Origin of the sequence: Psychrobacter sp. NPDC064578 (genome assembly GCF_044901245.1) — a bacterium.
Taxonomy (GTDB): domain Bacteria; phylum Pseudomonadota; class Gammaproteobacteria; order Pseudomonadales; family Moraxellaceae; genus Psychrobacter; species Psychrobacter cibarius_C.
On the sequence record NZ_JBJDPI010000009.1, the window covers coordinates 145,138 to 171,947 of the forward strand.

A 26,810-nucleotide genomic window follows, 5' to 3' on the forward strand; every position below is an offset into this window, starting at 1 on the left:
TTATTATCTTTATTGGCAAATGAGTAAGGCTTCTGCGAGTTTCATTTTGTTTCCCTCTCTCTTATTTTTTATTTTCTAAGTATATTTCTTTCGCTCGATAAACTTGTCCTGACTTAAAATATTAGGAATATCTTCAAGAGCTTCTTTCTCAGCTTTGATCCTAACTGCAAAGACGAAGGAAAAAATGGCTGAACGTGTCAATTGCAGGACATGCTCGGCGCTCTCAACAAATTCGGACTCTGAAATAAAAACTGGTTCTTCATAATAGGCTAATGAGGTTTCAATATCTTCAGGTTTTTCATTCTCATAAACAAATACAAAACTATGCTCCAAGGCATTTCGCCACTGCTTGTAAAAACTAAGCTCACCTTCTAGCTTGTGATTTAAATCACAAGCTATGCTATATAAACCAATCAAACCTTCATTATCATAAGCTTCGAACTTTTGACGTCTGTCTTCGTTTTCAAGTTCCCAAAAGGTATGAAAGTATGAGGGCCTGACTTTACCTTTATTGGTTTTAAGTTGTAAATCAAACAACAAAGCAATGGCATTACCTATCTTATCTAGTATACCAAAGCAAATTCGAAAAGCAGTACGAAGCTTTTCGATGTTTGTTCCTAGCAGCTCGTTGTCATATAGCTCCGCATAGCAAGCATCATCGTCAATATCGTTATCTTTCTTATCAGATTGATGTTCATACAACATTAATCTAGCAAGTCCAAATTCGGATTTAAGCCTATTTAATACCTTCTCCATCGGTAATATAAAATCTCCAGCAACTGCTCTAGTGGGCACTGGGATATTCAAGTTATCACGCGCACTTCCATGACACTTACAATATAAACCATGTTCACTAAGGCTTAAAAAATTATCTAAACACCATCTACGATATTCTGACAAAGATTGATATTCCTGTTCGTCTAAATGTTTGTCATCTTCTATATCTATACCCAAATCCAAACAATAATCTTCGATCTCTTTTTCCGTGTGTTTAGCCTTATTGAAAAAGTTATTTTGCCAGTCATAAGGAAATTCACTCGAAACACTAGCATGATAATAGCCTTGAGCTACCTCTTTATATTGTTGGATCGAGAATACTTCTGTAATCTGATTTAATAGTGCTAAACATTCACTGCGATTTACCCAAGATTCTGGAATGTCTAATCCCATACAATTGACCTTGTCAAACAAACTTAATGCTTCTGAAAATCTATACTGCAGATATAGATTTATTCCCATATTAACCATAACCTGTGGCGACAAAACATCTTTATTTTTTCTACGAATCATAGTTGCTTTGAGAAGTAATGACCCTACTTCTGAAAATCTTTCTATCTTACTGACATCAGTTTTACAGTAGTTATTGGAATCACTTTGAGTCAAATTACCTTTAGCGTTTGCTAAGCAGTAGTAATAACTATCACGAGTTAAACAGTGTTCAAAGCTATTAGACTCCATTATTTCCAATCCGATTTGAGAAGACTCTAGGTTGGAATCCCTATTACCTAAATCAACAAATAGTCCAGCAAGTCTAAAAAATGCGTAGGAAAAACTAGGGTCACTGAGATCATGGACTTTTTCTAGAAGCTCCTTTAAATATAAGCATAACTTATAGCTTTGTTCAAACTGCCCTTTATTAATCATTTCAGATGCATTATCTAACTGCAAGTTTGTATATATAAGCTTAGACTGGATGGAATCTTCCATAATTTTATCCTTGTGATATTAGAAAATAATAGTTCCTACCTATCCTTTAACACAAACCACCTGCCGCAAGGTATGTACCACTTCTACCAAATCACTTTGTGCTTGCATCACATCATCAATATTTTTATAAGCCGCTGGAATCTCATCAATCACATCCACGTCCTTTCGGCATTCTACGCCCGCAGTCTGTGCAATTTGATCGGCGACTGTAAATACCTTTTTCGCCTCAGTACGTGACATGATACGACCTGCGCCATGCGAGCAAGAGCAAAACGATTCTTCGTTTCCTTTACCGCGCACGATAAATGACTTGGCACCCATTGACCCCGGAATAATTCCGTATTCACCAACACGGGCACGCACTGCGCCTTTACGGGTCACAAATACTTCCTCGCCATAGTGTTCTTCTTTAGCCACATAGTTGTGATGACAGTTCACCGCTTTTACCGCAGCATCAAACGGCTTAGGTATGATGTGACGTAGGGCTTTAATCGCTTTTTCCATCATGATTTCGCGGTTTTTAAAGGCAAAACGCTGCGCCCAACCAACCGCAAACCAATAGTCATCAAAATGCTCTGTACCCTCGGCAAAGTAGGCCAAATCTTTATCTGGCAAGTTGATAAACCACTTGCGCATGTCTTCACGTGCCAGCTCAATAAAATAGCGACCAATGGCATTACCCACACCGCGTGAGCCTGAGTGCAGCATGATCCAAACTTGGTTGGTTTCATCAAGGCACACCTCGACGAAATGGTTACCCGTACCCAGCGTACCCAAATGGTTAAGGTTATTGGTGTTTTTTAGGCGAGGATGCTTTTGGGTTATATAATTAAAGTCATCAACCAGCGTTCCCCAACCGTTCATTACGGTGTCGTCAGGGTTTGCCCACGCGCCAACATCACGGCGTGACCCGCGACCACGCGTTTTACTACGACCATGTGGAATCGCTTTTTCCAGTTCGGTACGCAGACCAAGCAAACTGTCTGGCAAATCGTTTGCAGTTAGGGTGGTTTGTACCGCCATCATTCCGCAGCCGATATCGACGCCAACGGCAGCCGGAATAATCGCTTCTTTAGTCGGCAATACCGTACCGATAGTCGCACCAATACCGACATGCACATCGGGCATCACCGCAAGCCATTTATATACAAAAGGCATTTTTGATGCTTTGATCAATTGATCGTGTGCTTTTGGATCAACAGGCACGCCCTTGGTCCAAAGTCTGATCGGCGTTCCACCGTCTTGAATGATGTTATGAGTGGTTGGTTGCATGTTATGTTCCTTAGCATTGCAAAGTTTGTTTATAGTCATTCCCCTATAAAAGTATTACAGCGTTACCCTCGCTTGAAGTATCACATATACATCTACACTCGGTTGCCTTGTACTACTTTTAAATTGAATCGACTATATTATGAAAGAGGATGCTTGCTTTATATAATGCTAAGGGTGTGCCAAGTTTTTAAAATAGTTGGAATTTATTTATAAGTAGTTGATATATTTAAATAAATTAAAAAAATTAGAACTGATTGTTGACATAAGTTATAATTAAGTGAATATAATATTTTATAAAAATATAGAAAATTAACTATAAAAGGACGGTGTATATGGATAAGAGATACCAAGTATTTGTGAGTTCCACATTTGCAGATTTACAAGATGAGCGAAGCAATGTTATTCAAACACTTATGGAAATGGACTGTATACCCGCTGGGATGGAGCTATTTCCTGCTCTAGATGAAGAACAGTTTGAATTCATAAAGAAAGTTATTGATGATAGTGATTACTACCTACTTATCGTAGGTGGTCGATACGGCAGTTTGTCTGAAAAAGGTATTAGCTATACAGAAATGGAGTATGACTACGCAATTAAACAAGGCATTAAGGTTGTTGCGTTAGTTCACGGTAGTCCTGAAAAATTAGCGGTTGAAAAAGTCGAAATGGATTCTGAAGCACGACAAAAACTACAAATTTTTAGAGAGAAGGTAACGACTAATCGTTTGGTAAAATTTTGGGATGATGCAAAAGAGTTATCTGGTTTAGTTGCGCTTAGTTTGCCCAAAACGATTAAAACTTATCCAGCTGTTGGATGGATAAGAGGAAATGAAGCAACTGATAATACTGATTTATTAAAGCAACTGAATAAACTTAGACAAGAAAAAGATGAGCTTGAAAAACAGGTTCAGGTTTTACAAGCAAATAATACTGAAATATTAGACTTAGCTCAAGGTGAGGATATTTTGACTATTAGTATTAGACATAACGTTAATAGAGGAGGTAAAAGAGAAAAAGTAAAGTTAGAATACTATATTTCATGGAATGAAATACTAAAGTTTATTGTTCCTAAAGTTTTACAGCCTTATCCTGAAAGAGCTATTCATGCAAATTTCACAAGTTATATAGCTTCTAAATATCCGGATGATTTTGATATTGTTTCAATAGATACAATAGACTTTGAGAATATTAAAATTCAATTATTAGCTCTTGAATATATAAGATTATTAGGCGATCCGATGGATATATTCTGGGAGATTATGCCTAGTGCGCGAAAAAAAATAGTCAGGTCATTGGCTTTAAAAAGATATGAGAGTGACCTAACTAATGATGAATAAAACCGCCGTCATCGGCTTCCTCGGTACTACTTTAGACAATGGTTTTAATGATAAGCGTTGGCAACGATGGCGGCCAACCGTGAGCTTAGGTATGCATGATGAGCTGTTGGTCGATGAGCTGCATATCTTGTATAGCAAGCGTGATAAGCGGCTGTTTAAAATAGTTGCCGATGATGTGGCGCAGGTTAGCCCTAATACTAACGTGATTGGTCATCATGTGGCATTGAGCAGTCCGTGGGATTTTGCCGACGTTTATGCTGAGCTGTATGATTTTGCCGCAGGGTTTAACTTTCAGGACAATACCGACTACTTACTGCATCTGACCACAGGTACGCATGTGGCGCAGATTTGCTGGTTTTTGTTGGTAGAAGCAGGATTTATTCCAGCAGATTTGATTCAAACCTCGCCTTGTCCAAAGCCAGACCAAGCTGATCCGAAAGGTCGCTATCAAGTGATTGACTTGGATGTCTCACGCTATGATGGATTACGTGAACGCTTTGAAGCAGAAAAACAGCAGCATTGGCAAACTTTACAAGCCAATCTAGTCACCCAAAATGCCGCTTATCAAAAGCTCATCTCCGATATTGAAAAGGTGGCCATCCGATCAACCGCACCCATATTATTAATGGGCGCAACAGGGGCGGGCAAGTCGCAACTGGCAGGCCAAATCTACGCGCTCAAAAAAGCCAAAGCTAACAGTACGCAAGGCAAAAACACGCTTGAACAATTCGTCGAGGTCAACTGCGCCACGCTACGTGGTGACACTGCCATGAGTGTGCTATTCGGTCATGTCAAAGGTGCATTTACGGGAGCTGCGACGAGCCGTGATGGCCTGCTAAAATCAGCCGATGGTGGTTTATTATTTTTAGATGAAATCGGTGAGTTGGGGCTTGATGAGCAAGCGATGCTATTGACCGCACTGGAAGAGCAGCGCTTTTATCCGCTTGGCAGTGATACGCCGATTAGCGTGTCATTTCAGCTGATGGCAGGCACTAACAAAGACTTGCGCCAAGCAGTCGCTAATGGCGAGTTTCGGGCAGATCTATTTGCGCGTCTCAATACATGGACGTTTTCTTTGCCATCACTCAAAGACAAGTTGGAAGATTTACCTGCCAATATCGATTATGAATTGGCGCGCTTGGGTAGCGAGCAACAGCAGCAGTATCGATTTGCCCCAGAAGCAAGGCAGCTGTATGAATCTTTTGCGATGAGTGCGGATGCGACATGGCAAGGCAATTTTCGTGATTTGACTGCCAGTATGATTCGCCTGACTACACTTGCTGAGAGTAAAGTTATTCGCAATGATGATGTGCAAGCGGAGATTGAACGCTTAACGCATCTTTGGGCGTTACCTGATAGTTTGAATGGCTCTGATAGCTTAAATGGCGGTAATGGCAGGACTAAAAATAGCCCAAGCAATAATAGCCCCGATACTACTCTAGATAGTGAAACCATCGAGCAGGGTAGCCATAACGTTTTACGCCAATATCTTGATGAAGATATGCTGGCGACTATTGATCCGTTTGATGCAGTGCAACTGGCGTATGTGATTGAGGTGTGTATTAACCATAAAAATCAAGCGGCGGCTGGGCGCTATCTGTATGCCAACTCACGCGATAAGCTAAAAAGCCCGAACGATAGCGATAGATTGCGTAAGTATCTGCTGAAGTTTGGTTTGAAGTTTGATGAGCTAAAATAAAGCATCTTTCATAAGACAAAACCCATCGACTAAGCCAAGATGCTTGTACTATAGATTTATCATTTGTTCTCTTTTAAACCCCACCACCAATCCGCTCAGCCAACGCCTGCAATTTTGGCACAATCATCGCTGCATATTCTTCTGATTCCCAGTTGGCACTTGGTACACTGGCATTTAGCGAATACGCATATTGCCCAGTCGCAACATCAAAGACACCAACGGCCACTGCCAATATATCAGTAGAAAACTCACCATCTGATACCGTATAGCCATGCGCTTTATAATGCTCTGCGGCGTCAGATAGAGCAGACTGCGCGTGGTTATAATCTTCTGTAGATAAATGCTCTTTTAAATTACCTTCAATGACAGCCTGTCTTGCTGGCGAGCTAGCCGCATAAAAAGCGCGTCCAATAGCGGTGCGAGCGACCGGCACTGCTGAGCCAACTTGCAAATTGACTGATAAGCGAGCAGGGCTACGACAACAAACGTGATAGCGCATTTCTCCTTCGACTTCGGTTGCCAGATTCATTGATACTTCATTCTCACTAGCAAACTGTCGCAGTAAAGGCTCAGCCGCTGCGACCATGTCGTGGCGACTCCATGCGGTCGCACTTAGACGTACAGCACTACTGCCTAGTTGATACTGTCCGTGCTCGGTCATGCGTAAAAATCCAAGCGTTATTAATGTGTGAATCAGGCGAGTGATGGTCGCTTTTGGTAGGGTAGTCATCTGACATAACTGTTGATGACTAAGCTGCTCATGATGCTCAAAGGCTGATAACAAAGTCAGTCCACGCCCCAATGCAGTCACGAATTGTCTGTCATTATCTTCTTTACTCTGTTCAAGAATGCTATTCATTCGAGTGAGTAATGGTAGAGCTGCTGATATATTTTTTGTCATTTTATGCTCATTTTTTTGGATAAAGGTTTACAGCGACCCGAAACTTTGTTTTAATGAATATAAATCATGAAACTAAGTTTCGCACAGCGGAATTTATAAGTCAATAACCTATTAAGTTAATTTATTCATTAATTACTACTCGTCGGTCAGGATGACTGATATCAAGGAGATCTACATGGCAACATCTACGCGTCCAAGTTTTGATTGGGAAGATCCTTTTTTATTGCGCGATCAGCTTACTGACGAAGAGCGCATGGTCACGGACAGCGCCCGCCAGTTTTTTCAAAAAGAACTGATGCCTGGCATCGTTGAAGCCAATCGTCATGAGAATTTTGACCGTAATATCATGCGTCAAATGGGTGAGATGGGCTTACTTGGCGTGACGATTGAAGGGTATGGCTGTGCCGGTTTATCTAGTGTTGCTTATGGTTTAATTGCTAAAGAAGTAGAAGCCGTTGACTCAGGTTATCGTTCAGCGATGAGTGTGCAGTCAAGTTTGGTTATGCATCCTATCTGGGCGTACGGCACCGAAGAGCAAAGAGAGCGTTATTTACCTAAGCTTGCCACAGGTGAGTACGTCGGCTGCTTTGGTTTGACAGAACCAGATTCAGGATCAGATCCTGCCTCGATGTCGACTCGTGCACGAGCGGTTGATGGCGGTTATGAGCTGACGGGTAATAAGATGTGGATTACCAACAGTCCTATCGCTGATGTATTTGTGGTTTGGGCAAAAGATGATGCTGGTGAAATTCGTGGTTTTATCTTAGATAAAGGTATGAAGGGTTTATCAGCGCCGAAAATTGAAGGTAAATTTTCATTACGTGCTTCAGTCACGGGTGAGATTGTGATGGATAAAGTATTCGTTCCTGAAGTCAATGCTTTCCCAGATATCCGTGGACTAAAAGGTCCATTTGGCTGCTTAAATAAAGCCCGTTATGGTATCGCATGGGGCGCGATGGGCGCGGCTGAATTCTGCTGGAAAGCTGCCCGTCAGTACACGCTAGATCGTAAGCAATTTGGTCGTCCGCTAGCCGCGACGCAATTGGTACAGCTGAAACTTGCCAATATGCAGACAGAAATCGCTTTGGGTCTGCAAGCAGCGCTACGTGTTGGTCGTCTGATGGATGAAGACAATGCTGCGCCTGAGATGATTTCACTCATTAAGCGTAATAATTGTGGTAAGGCGCTCGATATCGCGCGTATTGCTCGTGATATGCATGGCGGTAACGGTATCTCTGATGAATTCCACATTATTCGTCATGTGATGAACTTAGAAGCGGTTAATACCTATGAAGGTACGCACGATATTCATGCGCTTATCCTAGGTCGTGCGCAGACTGGTATTCAAGCGTTCTTTTAAACTGAATGTAATTTAAATGCAGAGATTTAAAGAGAGTTTTGACTAACGTACGTTATTGTTTGGCTTTCTAATAAGCTGTTATAGATAGTAGCGTGCGTTTCTGATTTTTATACATCGTTTTTATGCATGGTTGTTATTCATCATTTATTTATCAGTCTTTATTATCTAAAAATTTCAATGAAAAGTACCAAAAGATAAATGATGCATAGCAATTTTTTATCAAAAATATGCCACACAATAAGGGATTATTATGACGGATATGCCAAAAGGTGCATTGCATGGTATCAAGGTGCTTGATTTATCGAGAGTGTTGGCCGGTCCTTCTTGTACTCAAGTACTCGCAGATTTGGGCGCTGAAGTCATCAAGGTTGAGCGTCCGCATATCGGTGATGAAACGCGCCATTGGGCACCGCCAACATTCAGCGATGATACCTCTGCTTACTACGCTACCATTAACCGTAATAAAAAATCTCTCACCGTCGATATCACCATGCCAGCAGGACAAGCTATCATTAAAAAACTGGCCATTGACAGTGATATCTTGGTAGAAAATTTCAAAGTGGGTGGTCTCAAAAAATACGGCTTGGATTATGACAGTCTGAAACAAGACAATCCGCGCCTGATTTATGCCTCATTGACGGGTTTTGGTCAGACAGGACCAGATGCCGCGCGCCCTGGTTATGATTACATTATCCAAGGGTTGTCAGGGCTGATGAGCATTACAGGGCCGAGTGATGGCGAACCGCATAAGGTTGGTGTGGCAGTGGTCGATTTGTTTGCAGGATTGCAGCTGACGATTGGTATCCAAGCGGCTTTGATTGCTCGTGAGACTACTGGGTTAGGGCAACAGGTAGACGTTGCACTTTTAGATAGTGCGCTTGCGATGCTTGCTAATGTGGGTATGAACCATTTGGCATCGGGCAAAGTGCCGCCCAGACTGGGCAATCAGCATCCCAATATCGTGCCTTATCAAGTGTTTGCAGGTCAGGGTGAGCAGCACTTTATATTAGCCTGTGGGAATGACAGTCAGTTTGCCAAACTTTGTGATGTGCTTGCAGTTGATTGGCATATGGATGAGCGTTTTATGACCAATCCAGCTCGTGTGGCTCAGCGTGAGCTGCTGTGTGGTGAATTGAGTAAGAAATTTTCCGAGCAATCACGTACTTATTGGTTAGAGGTGTTGGATAAAGCGGGTATTCCTTGTGGGGCGATTCATAATGTCGCTGAAGCCTTGGCAATGCCACAAGCGCTGGCACGTGAGATGGTAATTGATTTTGCCAAACAAGGCAGCCCTGTTCGAGCACTTGGCAATCCTATCAAACTATCTGCATCACCCGTCACTTATCGGTCACCGCCACCGAAGTTGAGCGAGCATACCGATAGTACGCTTGCTGATTTGGGCTATGACAGCGAGATGATCGCTAAGCTTAAAGCCGATGGGATTGTTTAAAGTAGTGTCGGCAGCCTGATATTTACAGTGATAGAAACTAAACACAAAAGCTAGGAAATGGAATTTCTTTAATAAAATAATCTAAAGTTGAGTAATGTCAAACAAGGAATGTTGAGCATGAAAATATATAGCCATGAAAACCTAAGCCTGCATAGACCACTTCCTTATTTTTCTTATGGAAAGATGCATGAGCCGTTAGAAGTACCAGAGCGTATGGTTGAGTTTTTAAAAGCACCAGCAGCATTAGGTTTAGAGGTGACGACAGCTACCGATATTGGCATTGGGCCTATATTAGCAGTTCACGACTTCGGTTATGTTGAGTTTCTCAAGCATGGCTATGATAACTGGATAGCAGTCGAGGAAGACTTGGGCGCGCAGGTACAGACAGGGATTTTTGTGCCTTATGACAATCCCGGTGTCGGTATCATGGCAAAAGCGGCAAAGTATCAAGCGGATGATAGCGCGCCTATCAGCGAGCATTCTTGGACGTCCATTTATTGGTCGGCACAGACTGCACTCAACGCGGCTGAAGCATTGCTGAACAATGATTTATCAGACACCGAGCGTGCCGAAAGTCATATACAGCTTTGCTTTTCACGGCCGCCTGGTCACCATGCGCGCAAGAGCGCAGCAGGTGGATTTTGTTACCTTAATAACGCCGCCATCATCGCCGAGCATCTGCGGCAGAAATACGAAAAAATCGCCATCATAGACACCGACATGCATCACGGACAAGGTATTCAGGAGATATTCTACGACCGCAAAGACGTGCTTTATACCTCGGTTCACGGTGACCCCGTTAACTTTTATCCCGCAGTGACAGGGCATGCGTTTGAAAGGGGCACAGGCGAGGGTGAAGGCTATAACATTAACTTCCCGATGCCACATGGCACCGATGAAGCTGGGTTTTTTGAGTATGTTGATAAATCTATCGAAGCGATGACGCTATTTGACCCTGATGTCATCTTTCATGTCTTGGGTTTTGATGTCTATGAAAATGACCCAGAAGCCAGATGTGCGGTCAGTACAGAAGGGTTTAAGGTGTTGGCACAAAAAATGAAAGCGTTAAATAAACCACTGATTGTTTTAGTCGAGGGCGGTTATTACTTGCAAAAGCTCAATGACAATTTGCAAGCATTTTTATCAGGGCTTATTTCAGAAGATTAACAGTTATCATCAAAATAACTGAAAGAGTTTGAAGTAAGCAAGAAACTAGCAGCGTTTTAACTTTATTTATTATCGATAAAACCCAAACGCTGCTCAATTTGCTGCGCCAATTCAATCAATACTGCGCTGACCTCAGCACGCTTGGACTCATATTCGCCTTGCAAAAAGCTAACTGCCATACCTGCAACGGCATTGCCTGACGCATTGCGAATATAAGTACCTAAGCAATACATACCTTCGCGCAGTTGCCCATCGTCAAGGGAAATGCGACTGTTTTGAATGGCGGTCAACTCGGTGGACAAATCGCTAAAGTTATCAACACCGTGTTGGGTAATAGGTGCGGGGAAACCGGTAGCGTAGATAGATTTTATACTGTTTATAGAAAAGGTTGAGAGCATGGCTTTGCCCGTGGCAGAGAATACCGCTGGTACGCGAACACCAGCGCGAAAGGTAAAGCCAAGCGGGGCAGGCGCTTCATGACAGGCTAAAAACACCACTTCACCTAAATCAAGCTTAGATAAAGTAACTGTATGTTGAAGAAGAATCGGATACTGGACAATGAGGTCCTTAAATAACTGGATGACGCCTTGCTGCTGCTCATACTTACCCGCCCAATACATCAAATAAGAGCCTAGATGAAAGCGGCTATCGCTGTCTTTATAGATGACATGCTTGGTCAAAAGACTTTGCAAAATATTGTGGGTTGAGCTACGTGGTAGATTGAGCTCTTTAGCAATATGAGCTGCCGTCAAAGGCTGCGCACTGTCGGTAATTAAATCTAAAATCTGAAAGGTTTTGTCCAAGGCAGGAACGGCAGTTGAGCTCATAAGGAACCTATAAAAGTCAGTAGAATTGGGGAAATATAAAAATAACGCGATAAATCATCATTAAAATGAGAATAGGGGTTGCAAATGGCTGGCTATCATTCTTATAATGATGTCTCATATATAGAATAGATGTTCAGTATATTGAACACTTAACAAGTTATCAATAATTATTTAAATCATAACCTTCTATTTATTGTTATTCACTTATCGCTATAAATCTGCGAATCCTATTTGCAAACCTCAATTGACAAGGAGCGTCACAATGTCACAACCGTCACAGTCTACGCTACAGCTATCGAACTCAGATCTACTTAAACAGCAGTGTTTCATCAAAGATGGCTGGCATGCCGCTAGTGATGACTCGACTATTGATGTGAGCAATCCTTTCAACGGCGATATTATCGGTACGGTACCAAGCCTAACGACCGACGATGTGAACGACGCGGTTGCTGCTTCTCATGAAGCCCAAATCCTTTGGGCAGCCAAAACCCCGAAAGAGCGTGCTGAGCTACTACAAAAGTGGGCAGACCTCATCGATGCCAATAAAGAAGACTTGGCTATCATTATGACCGCTGAGCAAGGCAAACCTCTAAACGAGTCACGCGGTGAAGTAGGCTATGCCAATAGCTTTATCCGCTGGTTTGCCGAAGAAGGCAAGCGTGTTTATGGCGATGTTATCCCTGCCAATCAGTCACAACTGCGCCATGTGGTACTCAAGCAGCCCGTTGGTGTCTGTGCGGCGATCACGCCTTGGAACTTTCCAGCGGCAATGATTACTCGTAAAGCCGCACCAGCATTGGCAGCAGGCTGTACGATGATTATCAAACCTGCGATTGAAACGCCATTTTCTGCATTAGCACTCGCTGCATTGGCTGAACAAGCAGGTATTCCAGCAGGCGTTATCCAAGTAGTGACGGGTAAATCCTCAACCATCGGCGATATCCTAACGGGCGATGCACGTATTCATAAGCTTTCATTCACAGGCTCTACCGAAGTCGGTCGTACCTTGATGGCTCAATGTGCGACAACCATCAAAAAACTGTCATTAGAGCTGGGCGGTAATGCGCCATTTATCGTCTTTGATGACGCTGATCTGGAAAAAGCGGCTGAAGGCTTAATCGCCTCTAAATATCGTAACGCTGGTCAAACTTGCGTTTGTGCCAACCGTGTCTATGTGCAAGATAGCATTAAAGATGAATTCCTAGATGTGTTTGTGAAAAAAGTCGCTGAATTAAATGTTGGTAACGGCATGGATGCAGGCGTGGATATTGGTCCTTTGATTAATAAAAAGGCGCTAGAAAAAGTGCAAGCGCTACTTAAAGATGCTTTAGACAAAGGCGCGACGCTTATCGCTGGCGGCAGCACCAATGACGCCTCAGAGCTTACTTACAATCCAACGGTCATTACCGATATCAGTGCTGAGATGGATATTGCGCACGAAGAAATCTTTGGCCCTATTGCCACTATCTTTACGTTTAAAGATGAAGCAGACGTTATTCGTCAGGCCAACGACACGATTTATGGCTTGGCTGCTTATTTCTACAGTGGTAGTTATGCACGCTCATGGCGCGTTACCGAAGGTCTTGAATACGGCATTATTGGTCATAATACGGGTCTGATTTCTACCGAAGTCGCCCCATTTGGCGGTGTCAAGCAGTCTGGCTTTGGCCGCGAAGGCTCAAAATACGGCATCGAAGAATATGTCGTGACCAAATACTGGTGCTCTGACGTCAGCTAACCGTTTAGTGACATACGCTCTCTTTTAAGGTTTTAATTGTCACACCGTATCGAACGGGATTCAGCACCATGAATCCCTTCTATAGCTAGCAATTAATAACTGTTAACTATTAGATAAACCATTCCTCAAAACCGCCATTCAATCATTGGCACTTATGTTAAAAATAAAGAAAAGGACATTCCCATGACGACTACCAATAAATCACTACTTGAGCGCCGTAAAGCTGTTTTACCAACAGGACTTGGCGTTGCCTATCCTATCTTTGCAGAAAAAGCCAAAAACTCAGAAGTTTGGGATGTTGAAGGCAATCGTTATATTGACTTCGTTGGTGGTATCTCAGTACTGAATACGGGACACAGCCATCCAAAAATCACCCAGCGCGTGCATGAGCAACTTGACAAGTTTACCCATACTGCGGCGCAAATGATCAACTACGAATGCTATGTGGATCTTGCCGAAAAACTTTGTGAAAAAGCCCCTATCAGCGGTGAGAAAAAAGCCTTCTTTTTAACCACTGGTGCAGAAGCCGTCGAAAACTGTATCAAGATTGCTCGTGCGAAAACTGGTCGTCCAGGTATCATCTCTTTCGTTGGTGGTTGGCATGGTCGTACTTTAATGTGCATGAGTTTGACAGGTAAAGTGCTGCCGTACAAAAAGAACTTTGGTCCAATGCCAGGCCCTGTATTCCATGCGCTATTCCCAGCTGAAGAATTGAATGTCACAGAAGCACAAGCGCTGCATAGTCTTGAGATGATTTTCCAAGCAGATATCGATCCTAGCGAAGTGGCGGCGATGATTATCGAGCCAGTACAAGGCGAGGGTGGTTTCCATCAAGTCACCCCATCATTTGCCAAATCTCTACGCGATATCTGCGATGAGCATGGCATTGTCTTGATTTTTGATGAAGTGCAATGTGGTTTTGCCCGTACGGGTACGTTGTTTGCCACCGAGCAGTTGGGCGTTGAGCCTGACTTAATGACCAGTGCCAAGAGCTTGGCGGGTGGTTATCCTATCTCTGCCGTTATCGGTCGCGCCGATATCATGGATGCGCCGCAAGTCGGCGGTTTGGGCGGTACATACTCTGGTAACCCACTGGCTTGTGTGGCTGCACTCGCTGTCATGGAAGTCATCGAAGAAGAAAACCTACTTGAGCGCAGTATTGAGATTGGCGACAAAATCGAAGCTTTCTTAAAGGGCTTAAACTTAAGCAGTATCGGTCATATTCGCCATAAAGGCGCGATGCTCGCGTTTGAACTAATCGATAGTGATGGCAAGCCTGATGTGGAAGCGACTACTAACCTAAAAGCCAAAGCGTTTGAGCAAGGTTTATTATTAGCGTCTTGCGGTATGTATGGCAACGCCATTCGCGTGATGGTGCCATTGACGGTTGAAGATGAAGTGCTCCAAGAAGGTCTAGATATTATCAAAGGTATCCTAACCGCTTAATAGGTATTCAGTATTTATTTATAGTGAAATACATCACTTTTAATCAAGCCTCGATCTTGGTTAAAAGGCTATCTCTAATAGCACAGCAAGATTGCCCATATGGCACTCGCTTTGAGTACATTTTTTACAACGGCGCCTTGCAAGTCAAGACGCCGTTGCTGTTTGTACTATTTGAATATGAAACAAGTAGTGCCGAACAGCTTCGATCAAAAGGTATATATGATAATTATGATGGGTACTATCCCACTAAACAAAAGATAGTGTGACCGTCAAGGGTTAACACGGATGACACACAGACAAGGAGCAGGTTATGTCTGAATTAAAAAAATCGTTAGGGACGCTAGATATTATCGCCTTAGCATTCGGTGCTATGGTCGGTTGGGGCTGGGTAGTCTTGGCTGGTGGCTGGATTTTATCTGCCGGGACGTGGGGCGCAATGCTGGCGTTCTTGATAGGCGGTTTGGCAGTGATACTGATTGGTGTGACTTATGCCGAGCTTGCCGCATCGATGCCGATTACGGGCGGTGAGCATACCTATACGCATAGAGCACTGGGGGTAAATGTCTCCTTTATCTGCTCATGGAGTATTTTATTTGGGTATTTTTCGGTGGTCGCGTTTGAGGCGGTTGCCTTGCCGACAGTCGTAGAGTATTTTATCCCCAATTACAATCAAGGATATCTCTGGACCATCGCTGGTTGGGATGTTTACGCCACTTGGGTGGGCGTTGGGATGCTGGGCTCAGTCATCGTCACTTGGCTAAATATCCGCGGTATGGAAGTCAGTGCGTGGTTCCAAAAGACGGCCGTATTGGGCATCTTATTTGTGGGTACGTTGCTGTTCATTGGCGCAGTCATGTTTAATCCTGAAGGCTCGAACTCAGTACAAGCGCCTGCATTTATCGGTGGTATTGGCGGTATGATGGCCGTTATTGTCATGGTGCCGTTTATGTTTGTCGGCTTTGACGTTATTCCGCAAGCGGCAGAAGAAATTGATCTGACTCGTCCTAATATTGGTAAATTTTTGATTTTATCGATTGTCGTTGCGGTAATGTGGTATGTGGGTATCGCTTGGAGTGTTGGCACGACCTTGCCACTCTTACAAGCCGAAAACTCAACGCTCTCCACTGCGGATGCGATGACCAATGCTTGGCATGGCAAGTGGGCAGGTATTTTATTAGTCATTGGCGGTGTGCTTGGTATTTTATCAAGTTGGAATGCCTTCTTGATTGGTGGTAGCCGCCTACTTTATGCCATGTCAAAAGCACGTATGTTGCCCGCATTTTTAAGCAAGCTGCATCCAAAGTATAAGACACCGTCGAATGCCATTTTATTGATCGGTGGTTTGGCGACACTAGCACCTTTGTTTGGTCGTAAAATGCTGGTGTGGATCGTAGATGCTGGTGGTTTTGGTATCGTTATTGCTTATACCTGTGTTGCTATCTCATTCTTAGTACTTCGCTACCGCGAGCCTGATATGGTACGCCCATTTAGAATACCAGCAGGTAAGCTGGTTGGCATGGTCACGATTGCGCTAAGTTTTGGAATACTCATGCTGTATATGCCAGGTATGCCATCCGCACTAACCCCTATAGAGTGGTGGATTTTCTTTGGCTGGACGGTCTTAGGCATTGCGTTATATGGCTATGCAAGGGTGAAGTATCCAGGTATTAGCGAGTCAATTATGGCAGAAGAACTACGTGAATTAAAAATCGTCAATCAATTATGGTTAAAAGACAATCCACCTAAGCAATAGTTTTTTCGATGGGTTATTTTTTAATAACATCAACTTTCAAAAAAAAGCCTAACAGTCCATGTTAGGCTTTTTATTTTTCTAAAAATGACTCTATCGATTACGACTTATCACGAATCAACTTATAGTTTAAAAACTCAGTAATACCAAGGGTGCCAAGCTCGCGACCAAAGCCTGAGCGTTTGACGCCGCCAAACGGGGTATTGGCTTCGCTACCAGAAGGCGCATTGATAGTGACCATACCGACTTCTAATTTGTCAGCAATCTCAGCGGCTAGCGCAGCATCTTGTGTTTGGATAGAAGCACCAAGTCCGAAAGGCACATCATTAGCTATCTTGATGGCATGATCGATATCACAAGCTTTATAAACGACTGCCACGGGACCAAATAGCTCCTCGCGATAAACATCCATGGACTCAGTTACATCTGTCAATACCGCAGGCTTAAACCACGCACCCGGCTTGTCCTTGACCATACCGCCTTCGACCAATACGGTTGCGCCTGCTTGAATGGCGCTATCGAGCTGTTCTTGCAAGTTAACTGCGGCTGCCTTTGAAGACATTGGACCAATGAAAGTACCTTCATCAAGTGGATCAGCAAGTGTCATGTTACTGACGGCATTAGTAAACCCTTCAACGAATTTATCATACACAGATTCGACGACGATAAGGCGTTTGGCAGCATTACATGCTTGTCCTGTATTGCCAAAACGACCAGAAATAGCCCCTTTTATAGCTTGTTCGATATCTGCATCAGCTGCAACGATAAAGGCATCTGAACCGCCAAGCTCTAGCACGACTTTTTTCAGCGCGCCGCCTGCTATTTTAGCAACTGCTTGCCCAGCTCGCTCAGAACCTGTTAGCGAAACGCCTTGTACGCGGCTGTCTTCGATGATTGTTGCCGCTTGCTCATTGGTGGCAAACACATTGTTATAGACACCCTCTGGTAAGCCGGCATCTTTTAGGATATCAGCGATGGCTTCTGCAGTCTTAGGACATTGCGGTGCATGCTTTAGAATAACGGTATTGCCCGCCATAAAGTTTGGCGCGACAAAACGTGCCACTTGATAGTGCGGGTAGTTCCACGGCATGATACCTAATAGAGCGCCCACAGGACGTTTTTCTACTGAAGCTGACCCTGAGTCAACATCAATGGTACTGGGTGCTAGTAGCTGCTCAGCGTTGTCTGCATAATAGCGATAGATATCGGCAACTAGACCGATTTCACCTTTTGCTTGTGCAACGGGCTTGCCCATCTCATTGGCAACGATGCGAGCCAGCTCGTCTTGACGTTCAAGATAGATATCGGCAATTTTATGAAGTATAGCACTGCGCTCATCCAATGAAACCTGACGCCAATCTTGATAAGCGGTATCGGCTTGTGCAATAGCGTTCTGGATGTCCTGCTCAGTTGCCGTATGGTAGGTGGCTTCTACTTCGCCAGTGGCTGGGTTATTAACTTGATAATCGCTCATAGCTATGTCCTTTTTTAAAATATTATTGGGTTCAACATCCATTTGGGTCTATATTTTTATGCGCGTGCTTTTAATTGATGATTTTGGCTGCTGCTGAGTAATACAGTGAATATTACCACCGCCAAAGACAATCTCCTTTGTGCGTACTCCCACTACTTGATGCTGAGGAAATACTTTTTCAAGCTGCTCAATGGCTAATAAATCATTTTCATCATCATATTGTGGTACGATGATAGCCTCATTACAAATTAAAAAATTGGCATATGAAGCGATACAAACATCGCCAGTATGACGCGCCTTAGCATCGTCAGACTGCTCAATATCATAGTTCTCAGGTAAAGTAACAAGTTGCTTGGTACAGCAAAGCTTATGGACTTTTAGGCGGCGACCTTTTGCATCGGTCCTATCTGAGAGCTGCTCATAGGCTTTTTGTGTTGCTTTATAAAACGGATGCTCAGAATCATCAGTGTATAAACAAACCACTTCACCAGGGCGTGCAAAGCAGGCAATATCATCAATATGACCAGTGGTTTCGTCAGGATCGATACCGTCATCAATCCACAGTACTTTTTGTACATTGAGATAGGCTTTTAACTTGTCTTCAATTTGATCTTCGGTTAGGTGCGGGTTACGTCCAGGGCTTAGCAGACACATGCGCGTGGTCAGAACCGTGCCTTCACCATCGACATGAAATGCACCGCCTTCCATCACAAAGTCATCCGTTCGATAGCGTTTGATATCTAGATGGTCACATAAGCGTTCAGCCAGCTTATCATCGTCATCCCACGGCGAGTATAGCCCGTCATAGTCGCCGCCCCATGCATTGAATGTCCAATCACAGGCGCGTAGCTCACCTGCTTCATTGATTAAAAATGTCGGGACGGTATCACGTGCCCACGCATCGTTGCTGGGCATGGATATGACGTCGATGTCAGCAGGTAGGTTATCGCGGCATGATTGATAATCATCAGGATTGACCAGTACGCCAACCTCACAAAATCTGTTGATTGCCAATGCAACATCAGCATAAGATTTATGAGCAGGAATAGCTTGTTGTCGCCAGTTATCAGCACGGTATGGCCATACCATCCATATTTTTTGTATAGGCTCAAATTCTGCTGGCATGTAAAAGCCGTCTTGCTGTGGTGTTGAGCCAGTGATTGATTGGTTAGGTAATAATGACATATAGAGCACCTTATTTGACGATAGCGCGAGTGAGCTTGCTTGTTAACAAACTTTATCCATGAGTCAGCAACGTGCCATACATCGATGGACGACGATCACGGAAAATACCCCATTGCTGACGTTCGATAGCCAGTTGATCTAAGTCAAAAGTCGTACTAAGTATCTCTCCTTTATCTTTAGATGCTTCTTGGATGATCTCACCGCGGCCATCCGTGATAAACGAGCCACCATAAAATTGCATGGTGCTATCGTTGCCATTCTGGCTGATGGTTTCATTGCCAATACGATTGGCTGCTATGACTGGCATAAGATTAGCGGCAGCATGACCTTGCATACAGCGTTGCCAATGGCCTTTTGAGTCGATGTCCAATGTTGGCTCATCACCAATCGCAGTCGGATAAAACAGTATTTCTGCGCCCATCAATGCCATGCTACGAGCGCATTCAGGAAACCATTGATCCCAGCAAATACCGACACCGATTTTGGCATACTTGGTTTGCCAAACCTTGAATCCTGTGTCGCCGGGGGTAAAGTAGAATTTTTCGGCATAAGGAATGCCATCTGGTATATGCGTTTTACGATAAGTGCCAAGTATCTCGCCATCGGCATCAATCACAGTCACGCTATTAAAAAAGGTATTGCCTGATTTTTCATAAAAGCTAATCGGTAATACCACTTGCAGCTCTTTAGCCAACTGCTTGAAGTGATTGATGGCCGCATTATCCTCAACTGAGGTCGCAAGGGTAAAGTAATCAAAGTCATGAACTTGGCAGAAGTAAGGCGTTTCAAACAACTCTTGTAGCAAAATGATATTGGCGCCAGCGTTGGCGGCTTTAGTGACCAACTCAGTCGCAGTGGCAATATTTTGTTGTATATCCCAACCACATGCCATTTGAGTCGTAGCAACGGTAACATTTCGCATGATCTAAATCCTTATCGTATTTATTAGTGAGTACCACATAAAAGGGCTGTTTTTATTGACTAACGAACCATCTCTCATTGCCCGTTAGTCAATGATTAAAATAATAGCGCTAAGGTTGGCTTAAGCCATCATATAACCCAATCCTAAGAAGGTGACGACGGATAAGCCCGCGCCGAGCATGGCATATGGGAACTGGGTAAAGGCATGCTGCATGGGGGAGCAGCCAGCACCTTGCGCGGCAAGTAGCGATGAATCACTAAAGAAGCAAGCATGACTACCAAATGATGATGCTGATAACAATGCGCCAATCATAAGGGGAGTGCTAACGCCTAGTGCAATAGAGATTGGAAAGACAATCGGCATGGCAAGGACATACAGTCCCCAGCTTGATGATGTGGCAAAAGTTAAAAAAGCCATGACGGCAAATATGACGGCAGGGAAAATAATAATCGTCATATAAGGCGTGATAGCCTCAATCACATATGAGGTCATACCAAGCTCATCATTGATGGCTTTTAAGAAAAAACCACCGATGACGGTTGAGAGCGGATAAAGCATGACTTTAAAGCCTTTAAAGATGGCTTCAACTTGTGTCTCAAAACTTAAAATGCCTTGCATCCAATAGACAACGACGGTCACAAAACAGGTCAATAATGCACCGCGTAATAGATCGATTTCGAAGTAGACCGTCGAGACAATTAACAAAATCATTGGGAAAGCAAAGTTTGCGATATTGGCTTTGAACGATAGTTTACGCTTGGCTTGGACGTTTGAGATCAGTTGCTCTTCGACAAAGGCTTCAGGAACAGGATTACCTGCTTTGGCGCGTGCCTCGGCTTTTTTCATCGGACCCCAGTCACCCAAAATGCCATAGGCGACCAAGAATACAATCAAAAGTGCAAACCAAGCATATGCCATATAAGGAATCGCGCTGATATAAAGCCCAATACCTTCACCATCGCCAGCCACGCCGTTTTCTTCTAAAAGACCTGCAAAGTAGACCGCCCAAGTAGAAATAGGCACGATAATACACATCGGTGCGGCGGTTGAATCGACGATATAAGCAAGCTTCTCACGAGAAACGTTATAGACGTCAGTGAGTTTTTTGACGGAGGTTGATACGGCTAGACAGTTTAAATAATCATCAATGAAAACCACCACGCCCAAAGCAAAGGTGGCCAATAATGACTGACGGCGCGACTTAATGATTTTTTGTAGCCATTCACTAAAGCCATCTAGACACCCACTGATCTCAAGCAGTTGAATGAGACCGCCCATTAGACCACAGACGAGAACAATCCAAATAATGGTCTCATTCCCCAGCACCATCGACATGTTGTCTGCAAAAGGGGAGACCAAATCAAATGGATTGAGCATCACAAGGCCAGCGACACAGCCTGCGATCATGGATTCGAATGGTCGCCTAGAGACAATGGCCGTTACTAATACTAGTAATGTTGGTAGTAAAGATAAGGCGCCCCAAGATTGGTCTGGGGCACGGCTGGTAGATAGCCAAGCAAAAGCCAGATAGATAACGACGGCTACTATGACGGTGAGAAATACTCGCTTATTATGATACTGTCCTTCGACCGCATCATTGAGCTTCATGTTCATATTTACGCTCCCTGTAAAACCTCATTGTTTTTTTAAACAAGCTCTATTCTATGGTTGACGCGCGACAGACAGTAGGACAGTAGCGAATCAATTGTCTATCGCGCCCCATCACAACAATCCGTTGCTATGATAGGTCAATGTAACGACCGCTTTTAAAATAAAAACACCTTATTCAATGTTTATTATTCAAAGTTTTTATGCGTTTACATGCCAGTGGTATCTTTTAGCGCATACCACCATGAGCCCATGACAGAGTAAGGGACTCGCAGCGCTCGACCACCTGGGAATGGAATCCAAGGAATTTGTGCAAAAGCATCGAACTCTTTGGTTTTACCATTGATGGCATCGGCTAATATTTGTCCAAATAGATGCGAGCCTGTCACGCCATGACCACTATAGCCATGGGCGAAGTATACTCGCTCATGTAGTTTGCCCATTTGTGGTACGCGAGAAAAAGACAACGCAAAGTTCCCACTCCACGCATAGTCGATTTTTACATCACGTAACTCTGGAAAAATCTTAGTCATGTTTGGTCTAATTTTAGCTGTGATGTCGGCGGGGTCTTGACCACCGTAGACTGTACCGCCGCCAAATAACATGCGCTTGTCTGCTGAGAGGCGATAGTAATCCAAAATGTAGCGGACATCTTCGACACAAACATCGGTTGGCAGTAACTGGTCTGCTAAATCACCCAGCGGCTCGGTGGCGATAATTTGCGTCGATACAGGCATGACACGGTCAGTCAGTTTAGGGATGACTTTATTGAGATAGGCATTGCCGCATAGCACCGCTTGTTTACAAGTCACGGTGCCAAACTCGGTGATGACTTTGATAGCATCGTCAGCATACTCAATATCAACCACTAAGGTGTTTTCATAAATGGTGCCGCCGCCTTGCTCAATGGCCGCTGCTTCACCTAGGGCAAGATTCAATGGATGGAAGTGTCCACCGGAGTGATCGATGACCCCGCCCACATAGGCATCTGATTTTATATGCTCTTGGATACCGCGCTTATCGAGCATCTCTCTATCATGCATACCATGGCTCTCCCACAGTGCATGCGTTTCTTGCAAGTCTTTTAGCTGTCCATTATTTAATGCCGCAAAGATGTTTTTTTCTTTGAGATCACAGCTGATATCGTAGTCTCTAACAAAACGACGAATGATTTTGCCACCACGGGTCACAAGCTGACCAACGAAATCTGCATTTTCTTGACCATAAGACTTTTTGATTTTTTGTAGGCTAGCATTTAGACCATTGACAATTTGACCACCATTACGCCCTGATGCGCCCCAACCAATTTGCGCGCCTTCCAGTACCACGACTTCATGATCGGTTTCGATAAGGTGTAGCGCTGTTGACAAACCACTATAGCCGCCACCCACCACACATATTTCCACTTGGATGTCATTCTTTAGCGTTGGTCTATCCGGCTTAGGATTACGGCTGGCTGCATAATAGCTATCAGGATATTGCCCATTGTCTGAATAATGCGGGATATTGCGCGTGTTATTAGGCGGCTGGTTTTGGTTCGTTGCTGTGTTGCCGTGTAAATTGCTACTTGAGTTGCTATTTGACATATCAAACATCCTGTAAATAGGTGAGGTATTCAAGGTTGGTCACTTGCTGAGCAAAGCGTTTGGCTTCTTGCTTTTTGACGGCGATCAACAGCTCAATCATCTCGCTTGGGAACAGCGAATCAATCACATCACTGCTTTCAAATTTGCGGATGGCTGAGAGCCAGTCTAGTGGCAAGGTCTTAAGTTCGGCTTCGTCATAAGTAATGCTATTGATAGGTTCTGGCGCTTCTAGCTTGTTTTCGATGCCATACAGCATACCTGCCAGTACCGCACTACAGACCAGATAAGGATTGGCGTCGGCGCCAGAGACACGGTGCTCGATACGGCGTGCTTTTGAGTCACCACCAGGGATACGTACTGCCGCCGTGCGGTTTTCATAACCCCATGACACATTGTTTGGCGCTAGTGTACCAGGTGTAAAGCGGCGATAAGAATTCACATGTGGGGCAAATAACAACGTGCAATCTGACATGGTCTTTAACAATCCAGCGACTGCATGGCGCAAGATATCTGAGCCTTCATCTGACCCATCATCAAAGACATTATTGCCGTCTTCATCTAATAAGCTGCAATGCACATGAAAACCATTACCCGACTGTAGACCAAAAGGTTTTGCCATGAATGTCGCAGTGAGTTTACGGCGAGCAGCGACGGCCTTGACGACCTGTTTGAACAAAATCGCATCGTCAGCGGCTTTTAGTGGATCGTCTACGTGTAATAAATTAATCTCAAACTGACCACAGCCATTTTCTGCCAAAGCGGCATCTGCTGGGATATCGAGATTTTTGCACTGTGCATAAACTTCGTCTAAAAATTCATCGAATTGTAATAGATCATTGATGCTCAAAATTGAGGTTTTATTCAGTCTTAGCCCACTTTTTGGACGGATAGGTGGTCTTGGCGTTTCGCCTTCAGTATAGTCAACCAAATAAAATTCCAGCTCAGTGGCCATCACTGGAGTCAAACCAAGCGCTTTGAATTTTTTGCTAATGTAATCCAAAACGTGTCTGGCATCACCGTAATAAGGTTCGTTGTTTTCTGTATAAAGCCAAACGGGCAATAGCGATGAAGGCGCACTAGTATTGAGAAGTGGATAGGCGGCACGACCAGTAGGACGGGCAATGGCATCTATATCGCCATTACATTGAGAAGACTCGATGACATCAGCACCCCAAATATCAACGCCCAAGATAGATAAAGGCAGTCGTATCGCACTGTTTTCTGCTTTTTCCATTTGATTGAAAGGGATGCGCTTACCACGAAGTAAGCCATTAATATCACCTGCCGCAACATAAACGTATTCGGTGTTGTTTGCAGATTCGACCATTCCATTGGTTGTCGTCATGTCTATTCTTCCTATGAATTTTTAGAATTACTGGGATTATTGTCAATACGGATACTGCTGGCGCATCGTCTTTTAGTGATATTTCTGACCAATGCTTGGTAAAACAGCGATTGATTACCTCTTATTTAAACAGTCTTCATGTGTCTCTTTATGTTTCTTAAAACAAATTTTATTAATAATATGAATTCTTTAGATTTCGCTGTTCTTAGCTCTTAACATCGAGATATAAACGTCAACCCTTGTCTAATGTCTCGCTGATGACTTCCAATATAGGTGTGAAAAATATAGTTGTCAATTTTTATTTAAAATTATCTTAAATTAATACATTTATTCGATTTTATTATTAATATCAGCAATACTGAAGTTTATAGTTTACATTTTATGAGGTGCTGTGTTAAATTTCAGCTAAATAAAGGATTGAGCAATATAGACGATGAGGTCTATTTGTTATAACTAGGGAAGACGGTATGAAAAATTCTAGACCTATTATTGCTATTGTTTCTTGTCATAAGATGGTTGATGGGCAGCCAGCACAAGCGGTGTATCAAAAATATATCGATGCCGTGAATTTTTATGGTGGCAATCCCATAATGCTGCCAAACACTGCTGCCGATAGCGAAAACTTTGAGGCGCTACTGGATATCGCAGATGGAATTTTGTTAACGGGCAGTTATAGTAATGTGGCACCAACGCGTTATGGCGCGACGCATATCGAAGCGAAACAAGACTTGGGTCGTGATGAGCTGAGCTTTAAGTTATTGGATTATGCAGACAAGACTGGCACTCCATTACTGGCGGTTTGCCGAGGATTGCAAGAGATGAATGTGCATTTTGGTGGCACGCTACATCCTGATTGGAGGGAAGTAGAGGGGTTTTATGAGCCACATTTAGAGGACAATACTCAGCCACTTGAAGTGCAGTATCAGCCAGTTCATGACGTGATTATTCAAGCAAATGGCAGGCTTGCCGCCTTTGGTGAAAAATGGCACGTTAACTCGCTACATAAACAAGCAATCAATGGAGTAGGCGCGCGTTTATTCGTTGAGGCTCTAGCGCCTGATGGTTTGGTCGAAGCCATCAGCTTGTTGCAACATCCATTTATGATTGGTGTACAATGGCATCCTGAGTTAAATTATGCACAAGACGACTTGTCCAAATTTCTATTCACGGAATTCATTCACTATGCCAGCAAACCCCAAACTGAATAGCACTACTGAAGGCAATGTAGACAATGCCAGCACTGACATTGATATTAATAACGGCATTGACGCTGATGTTGCCAGCGATAAAGCGGCTGATATCGATACAGATGATGATATCAGTGAAGATGAGCTGACAGACTCTGAGACAGCGATGTCAGCCGAAAATGACGAGTCGCCAGAAGAGGATATCGGTAAAAAGATCAATCAGCTGCGTCTCGCAAAAGGCTACTCGCAACGTAAGCTTGCGAAATTGTCAGGATTAACCAATACTTCTATCAGCTCCATTGAGCGCAATAAAGTCAGTCCAGCAGTGAATACGCTAAAGGCAATTTTAGCGGTATTGGGTTCTGATTTAACCACGTTTTTTAGTGATGAATGGAAAGAACCAAAGGCGAGAGTCGTGGTAACGCCAAAGGATTTGTTGGAGCTGAGCGAACCGAGTAGCAGAGTGTCACTAAGACAGGTATATAACTGTAGTACCACCAAGAATTTGGGTTTTTTGATTGAGGTGTATCAACCGAACAGCTCAACGGAAGAAAAAATTGCCCACGAAGGTGAAGAGATTGGCACCGTTATTGAAGGCAAGATTCTTATCCGTATCGATGAGACGACGTATTTATTAAACCAAGGGGATAGCTACGTGATTGATACCATTCGCCCGCATACTTTTATCAATCCTACTGATGGCGTGACTCGCATTGTTAGTGCGCACACCCCGACGACCTACTAAATTAACGTTTGGGGCTGTCCTAGATAAGTAAAATAATCTAGGATAGTCATATGAGAAAGAGCAGATTAAGTTGGTACAAACAAACCAGACTCATTGAACTATTT

20 protein-coding genes are annotated in these 26,810 nt (G+C 43.6%); 10 read left to right on the forward strand and 10 right to left on the reverse strand.

Annotated features, from left to right (window positions below; translation table 11 throughout):
• Positions 1 to 75: 75 nt before the first annotated feature.
• Both ACI2JM_RS11800 and ACI2JM_RS11805 read right to left on the reverse strand, forming a co-directional pair.
• Positions 76 to 1,707 carry an LA2681 family HEPN domain-containing protein gene (locus ACI2JM_RS11800; protein WP_404644373.1) on the reverse strand — a complete coding sequence of 544 codons (1,632 nt, stop codon included), beginning with the start codon at positions 1,705 to 1,707 and terminating at the stop codon, positions 76 to 78.
• A gap of 39 nt (positions 1,708 to 1,746) precedes the next feature.
• A complete protein-coding gene (locus ACI2JM_RS11805; protein ID WP_404644375.1) occupies positions 1,747 to 2,979 on the reverse strand; it encodes an RtcB family protein in 1,233 nt (410 codons plus the stop codon).
• A gap of 332 nt (positions 2,980 to 3,311) precedes the next feature.
• Here ACI2JM_RS11805 and ACI2JM_RS11810 point away from each other — a divergent pair, with 332 nt between their 5' ends.
• Both ACI2JM_RS11810 and rtcR read left to right on the forward strand, forming a co-directional pair.
• Positions 3,312 to 4,316, forward strand: a complete 1,005-nt coding sequence (locus tag ACI2JM_RS11810) for a DUF4062 domain-containing protein (protein WP_404644377.1) — start codon at positions 3,312 to 3,314, stop codon at positions 4,314 to 4,316.
• Positions 4,306 to 6,015 carry an RNA repair transcriptional activator RtcR gene (rtcR, locus tag ACI2JM_RS11815; protein WP_404644379.1) on the forward strand — a complete coding sequence of 570 codons (1,710 nt, stop codon included), beginning with the start codon at positions 4,306 to 4,308 and terminating at the stop codon, positions 6,013 to 6,015. The genes ACI2JM_RS11810 and rtcR overlap by 11 nt, the downstream gene beginning before the upstream one ends.
• A gap of 73 nt (positions 6,016 to 6,088) precedes the next feature.
• Here the strand turns inward: rtcR and ACI2JM_RS11820 are convergent, their stop codons facing one another.
• Positions 6,089 to 6,916, reverse strand: a complete 828-nt coding sequence (locus tag ACI2JM_RS11820; protein ID WP_404644381.1) for an IclR family transcriptional regulator — start codon at positions 6,914 to 6,916, stop codon at positions 6,089 to 6,091.
• 175 nt (positions 6,917 to 7,091) lie between these two features.
• Between ACI2JM_RS11820 and ACI2JM_RS11825 the strand changes: the two genes are divergently transcribed.
• The 3 genes from ACI2JM_RS11825 (at position 7,092) to ACI2JM_RS11835 (ending at position 10,893) form a co-directional block, all read left to right on the forward strand.
• On the forward strand, positions 7,092 to 8,276 hold the full coding sequence (locus ACI2JM_RS11825; RefSeq protein WP_404644383.1) for an acyl-CoA dehydrogenase: 1,185 nt from the start codon (positions 7,092 to 7,094) through the stop codon (positions 8,274 to 8,276).
• Between the two features lie 250 nt (positions 8,277 to 8,526).
• Entirely contained in the window at positions 8,527 to 9,726 is a 1,200-nt protein-coding gene (locus ACI2JM_RS11830; protein WP_404644385.1) for a CaiB/BaiF CoA transferase family protein, read from the forward strand.
• Between the two features lie 117 nt (positions 9,727 to 9,843).
• The gene (locus tag ACI2JM_RS11835; protein ID WP_404644387.1) at positions 9,844 to 10,893 is read left to right on the forward strand and encodes a histone deacetylase family protein; all 1,050 of its coding nucleotides are present in this window, start codon (positions 9,844 to 9,846) and stop codon (positions 10,891 to 10,893) included.
• Positions 10,894 to 10,955: 62 nt separating this feature from the next.
• On the opposite strand, the gene ACI2JM_RS11840 is transcribed toward ACI2JM_RS11835, so the two are convergent.
• Positions 10,956 to 11,720 carry an IclR family transcriptional regulator gene (locus ACI2JM_RS11840; protein ID WP_404644389.1) on the reverse strand — a complete coding sequence of 255 codons (765 nt, stop codon included), beginning with the start codon at positions 11,718 to 11,720 and terminating at the stop codon, positions 10,956 to 10,958.
• Between the two features lie 262 nt (positions 11,721 to 11,982).
• Between ACI2JM_RS11840 and ACI2JM_RS11845 the strand changes: the two genes are divergently transcribed.
• The 3 genes from ACI2JM_RS11845 (at position 11,983) to ACI2JM_RS11855 (ending at position 16,657) form a co-directional block, all read left to right on the forward strand.
• Positions 11,983 to 13,458: an NAD-dependent succinate-semialdehyde dehydrogenase gene (locus tag ACI2JM_RS11845; protein WP_404644391.1), complete on the forward strand. Its 1,476-nt coding sequence runs from the start codon at positions 11,983 to 11,985 to the stop codon at positions 13,456 to 13,458.
• Positions 13,459 to 13,641: 183 nt separating this feature from the next.
• Complete coding sequence (gene gabT, locus ACI2JM_RS11850) at positions 13,642 to 14,904, forward strand: 4-aminobutyrate--2-oxoglutarate transaminase (RefSeq protein WP_055123915.1); 1,263 nt, start codon at positions 13,642 to 13,644, stop codon at positions 14,902 to 14,904.
• A gap of 310 nt (positions 14,905 to 15,214) precedes the next feature.
• Positions 15,215 to 16,657: an APC family permease gene (locus ACI2JM_RS11855; RefSeq protein WP_404644394.1), complete on the forward strand. Its 1,443-nt coding sequence runs from the start codon at positions 15,215 to 15,217 to the stop codon at positions 16,655 to 16,657.
• A 97-nt stretch (positions 16,658 to 16,754) separates the two neighbouring features.
• Here ACI2JM_RS11855 and ACI2JM_RS11860 read toward each other — a convergent pair whose 3' ends face one another.
• The 6 genes from ACI2JM_RS11860 to ACI2JM_RS11885 all read right to left on the reverse strand — a co-directional run bounded on the left by ACI2JM_RS11860 (position 16,755) and on the right by ACI2JM_RS11885 (position 24,774).
• Positions 16,755 to 18,128 (reverse strand): NAD-dependent succinate-semialdehyde dehydrogenase, encoded by a 1,374-nt coding sequence (locus ACI2JM_RS11860; RefSeq protein WP_404644396.1) that lies wholly within the window; start codon positions 18,126 to 18,128, stop codon positions 16,755 to 16,757.
• Positions 18,129 to 18,176: 48 nt separating this feature from the next.
• Positions 18,177 to 19,313 carry an agmatine deiminase gene (gene aguA / locus ACI2JM_RS11865; protein WP_404644398.1) on the reverse strand — a complete coding sequence of 379 codons (1,137 nt, stop codon included), beginning with the start codon at positions 19,311 to 19,313 and terminating at the stop codon, positions 18,177 to 18,179.
• A gap of 52 nt (positions 19,314 to 19,365) precedes the next feature.
• A complete protein-coding gene (gene aguB / locus ACI2JM_RS11870) occupies positions 19,366 to 20,238 on the reverse strand; it encodes an N-carbamoylputrescine amidase (RefSeq protein WP_404644408.1) in 873 nt (290 codons plus the stop codon).
• 117 nt (positions 20,239 to 20,355) lie between these two features.
• Complete coding sequence (locus ACI2JM_RS11875; protein ID WP_020443104.1) at positions 20,356 to 21,849, reverse strand: Na+/H+ antiporter NhaC family protein; 1,494 nt, start codon at positions 21,847 to 21,849, stop codon at positions 20,356 to 20,358.
• A 203-nt stretch (positions 21,850 to 22,052) separates the two neighbouring features.
• The gene (locus tag ACI2JM_RS11880) at positions 22,053 to 23,429 is read right to left on the reverse strand and encodes an NAD(P)/FAD-dependent oxidoreductase (protein WP_404644400.1); all 1,377 of its coding nucleotides are present in this window, start codon (positions 23,427 to 23,429) and stop codon (positions 22,053 to 22,055) included.
• Between the two features lies 1 nt (position 23,430).
• Entirely contained in the window at positions 23,431 to 24,774 is a 1,344-nt protein-coding gene (locus tag ACI2JM_RS11885) for a glutamine synthetase family protein (RefSeq protein ID WP_404644402.1), read from the reverse strand.
• Positions 24,775 to 25,241: 467 nt separating this feature from the next.
• Here ACI2JM_RS11885 and ACI2JM_RS11890 point away from each other — a divergent pair, with 467 nt between their 5' ends.
• Together ACI2JM_RS11890 and ACI2JM_RS11895 are read left to right on the forward strand one after the other, a co-directional pair.
• Positions 25,242 to 25,982 (forward strand): gamma-glutamyl-gamma-aminobutyrate hydrolase family protein, encoded by a 741-nt coding sequence (locus tag ACI2JM_RS11890; RefSeq protein WP_404644404.1) that lies wholly within the window; start codon positions 25,242 to 25,244, stop codon positions 25,980 to 25,982.
• Positions 25,957 to 26,706: a cupin domain-containing protein gene (locus ACI2JM_RS11895; RefSeq protein WP_201604615.1), complete on the forward strand. Its 750-nt coding sequence runs from the start codon at positions 25,957 to 25,959 to the stop codon at positions 26,704 to 26,706. The genes ACI2JM_RS11890 and ACI2JM_RS11895 overlap by 26 nt, the downstream gene beginning before the upstream one ends.
• The last annotated feature ends 104 nt before the right edge of the window (positions 26,707 to 26,810 follow it).

Coding starts and splice junctions, on each gene's coding strand:
- ACI2JM_RS11800 (WP_404644373.1), bottom strand. CDS start 1,707: ATGGAAGATTCCATCCAGTCTAAGCTTATATATACAAACTTGCAGTTA.
- ACI2JM_RS11805 (WP_404644375.1), bottom strand. CDS start 2,979: ATGCAACCAACCACTCATAACATCATTCAAGACGGTGGAACGCCGATC.
- ACI2JM_RS11810 (WP_404644377.1), top strand. CDS start 3,312: ATGGATAAGAGATACCAAGTATTTGTGAGTTCCACATTTGCAGATTTA.
- rtcR (WP_404644379.1), top strand. CDS start 4,306: ATGATGAATAAAACCGCCGTCATCGGCTTCCTCGGTACTACTTTAGAC.
- ACI2JM_RS11820 (WP_404644381.1), bottom strand. CDS start 6,916: ATGACAAAAAATATATCAGCAGCTCTACCATTACTCACTCGAATGAAT.
- ACI2JM_RS11825 (WP_404644383.1), top strand. CDS start 7,092: ATGGCAACATCTACGCGTCCAAGTTTTGATTGGGAAGATCCTTTTTTA.
- ACI2JM_RS11830 (WP_404644385.1), top strand. CDS start 8,527: ATGACGGATATGCCAAAAGGTGCATTGCATGGTATCAAGGTGCTTGAT.
- ACI2JM_RS11835 (WP_404644387.1), top strand. CDS start 9,844: ATGAAAATATATAGCCATGAAAACCTAAGCCTGCATAGACCACTTCCT.
- ACI2JM_RS11840 (WP_404644389.1), bottom strand. CDS start 11,720: ATGAGCTCAACTGCCGTTCCTGCCTTGGACAAAACCTTTCAGATTTTA.
- ACI2JM_RS11845 (WP_404644391.1), top strand. CDS start 11,983: ATGTCACAACCGTCACAGTCTACGCTACAGCTATCGAACTCAGATCTA.
- gabT (WP_055123915.1), top strand. CDS start 13,642: ATGACGACTACCAATAAATCACTACTTGAGCGCCGTAAAGCTGTTTTA.
- ACI2JM_RS11855 (WP_404644394.1), top strand. CDS start 15,215: ATGTCTGAATTAAAAAAATCGTTAGGGACGCTAGATATTATCGCCTTA.
- ACI2JM_RS11860 (WP_404644396.1), bottom strand. CDS start 18,128: ATGAGCGATTATCAAGTTAATAACCCAGCCACTGGCGAAGTAGAAGCC.
- aguA (WP_404644398.1), bottom strand. CDS start 19,313: ATGTCATTATTACCTAACCAATCAATCACTGGCTCAACACCACAGCAA.
- ACI2JM_RS11875 (WP_020443104.1), bottom strand. CDS start 21,849: ATGAACATGAAGCTCAATGATGCGGTCGAAGGACAGTATCATAATAAG.
- ACI2JM_RS11880 (WP_404644400.1), bottom strand. CDS start 23,429: ATGTCAAATAGCAACTCAAGTAGCAATTTACACGGCAACACAGCAACG.
- ACI2JM_RS11885 (WP_404644402.1), bottom strand. CDS start 24,774: ATGACGACAACCAATGGAATGGTCGAATCTGCAAACAACACCGAATAC.
- ACI2JM_RS11890 (WP_404644404.1), top strand. CDS start 25,242: ATGAAAAATTCTAGACCTATTATTGCTATTGTTTCTTGTCATAAGATG.
- ACI2JM_RS11895 (WP_201604615.1), top strand. CDS start 25,957: ATGCCAGCAAACCCCAAACTGAATAGCACTACTGAAGGCAATGTAGAC.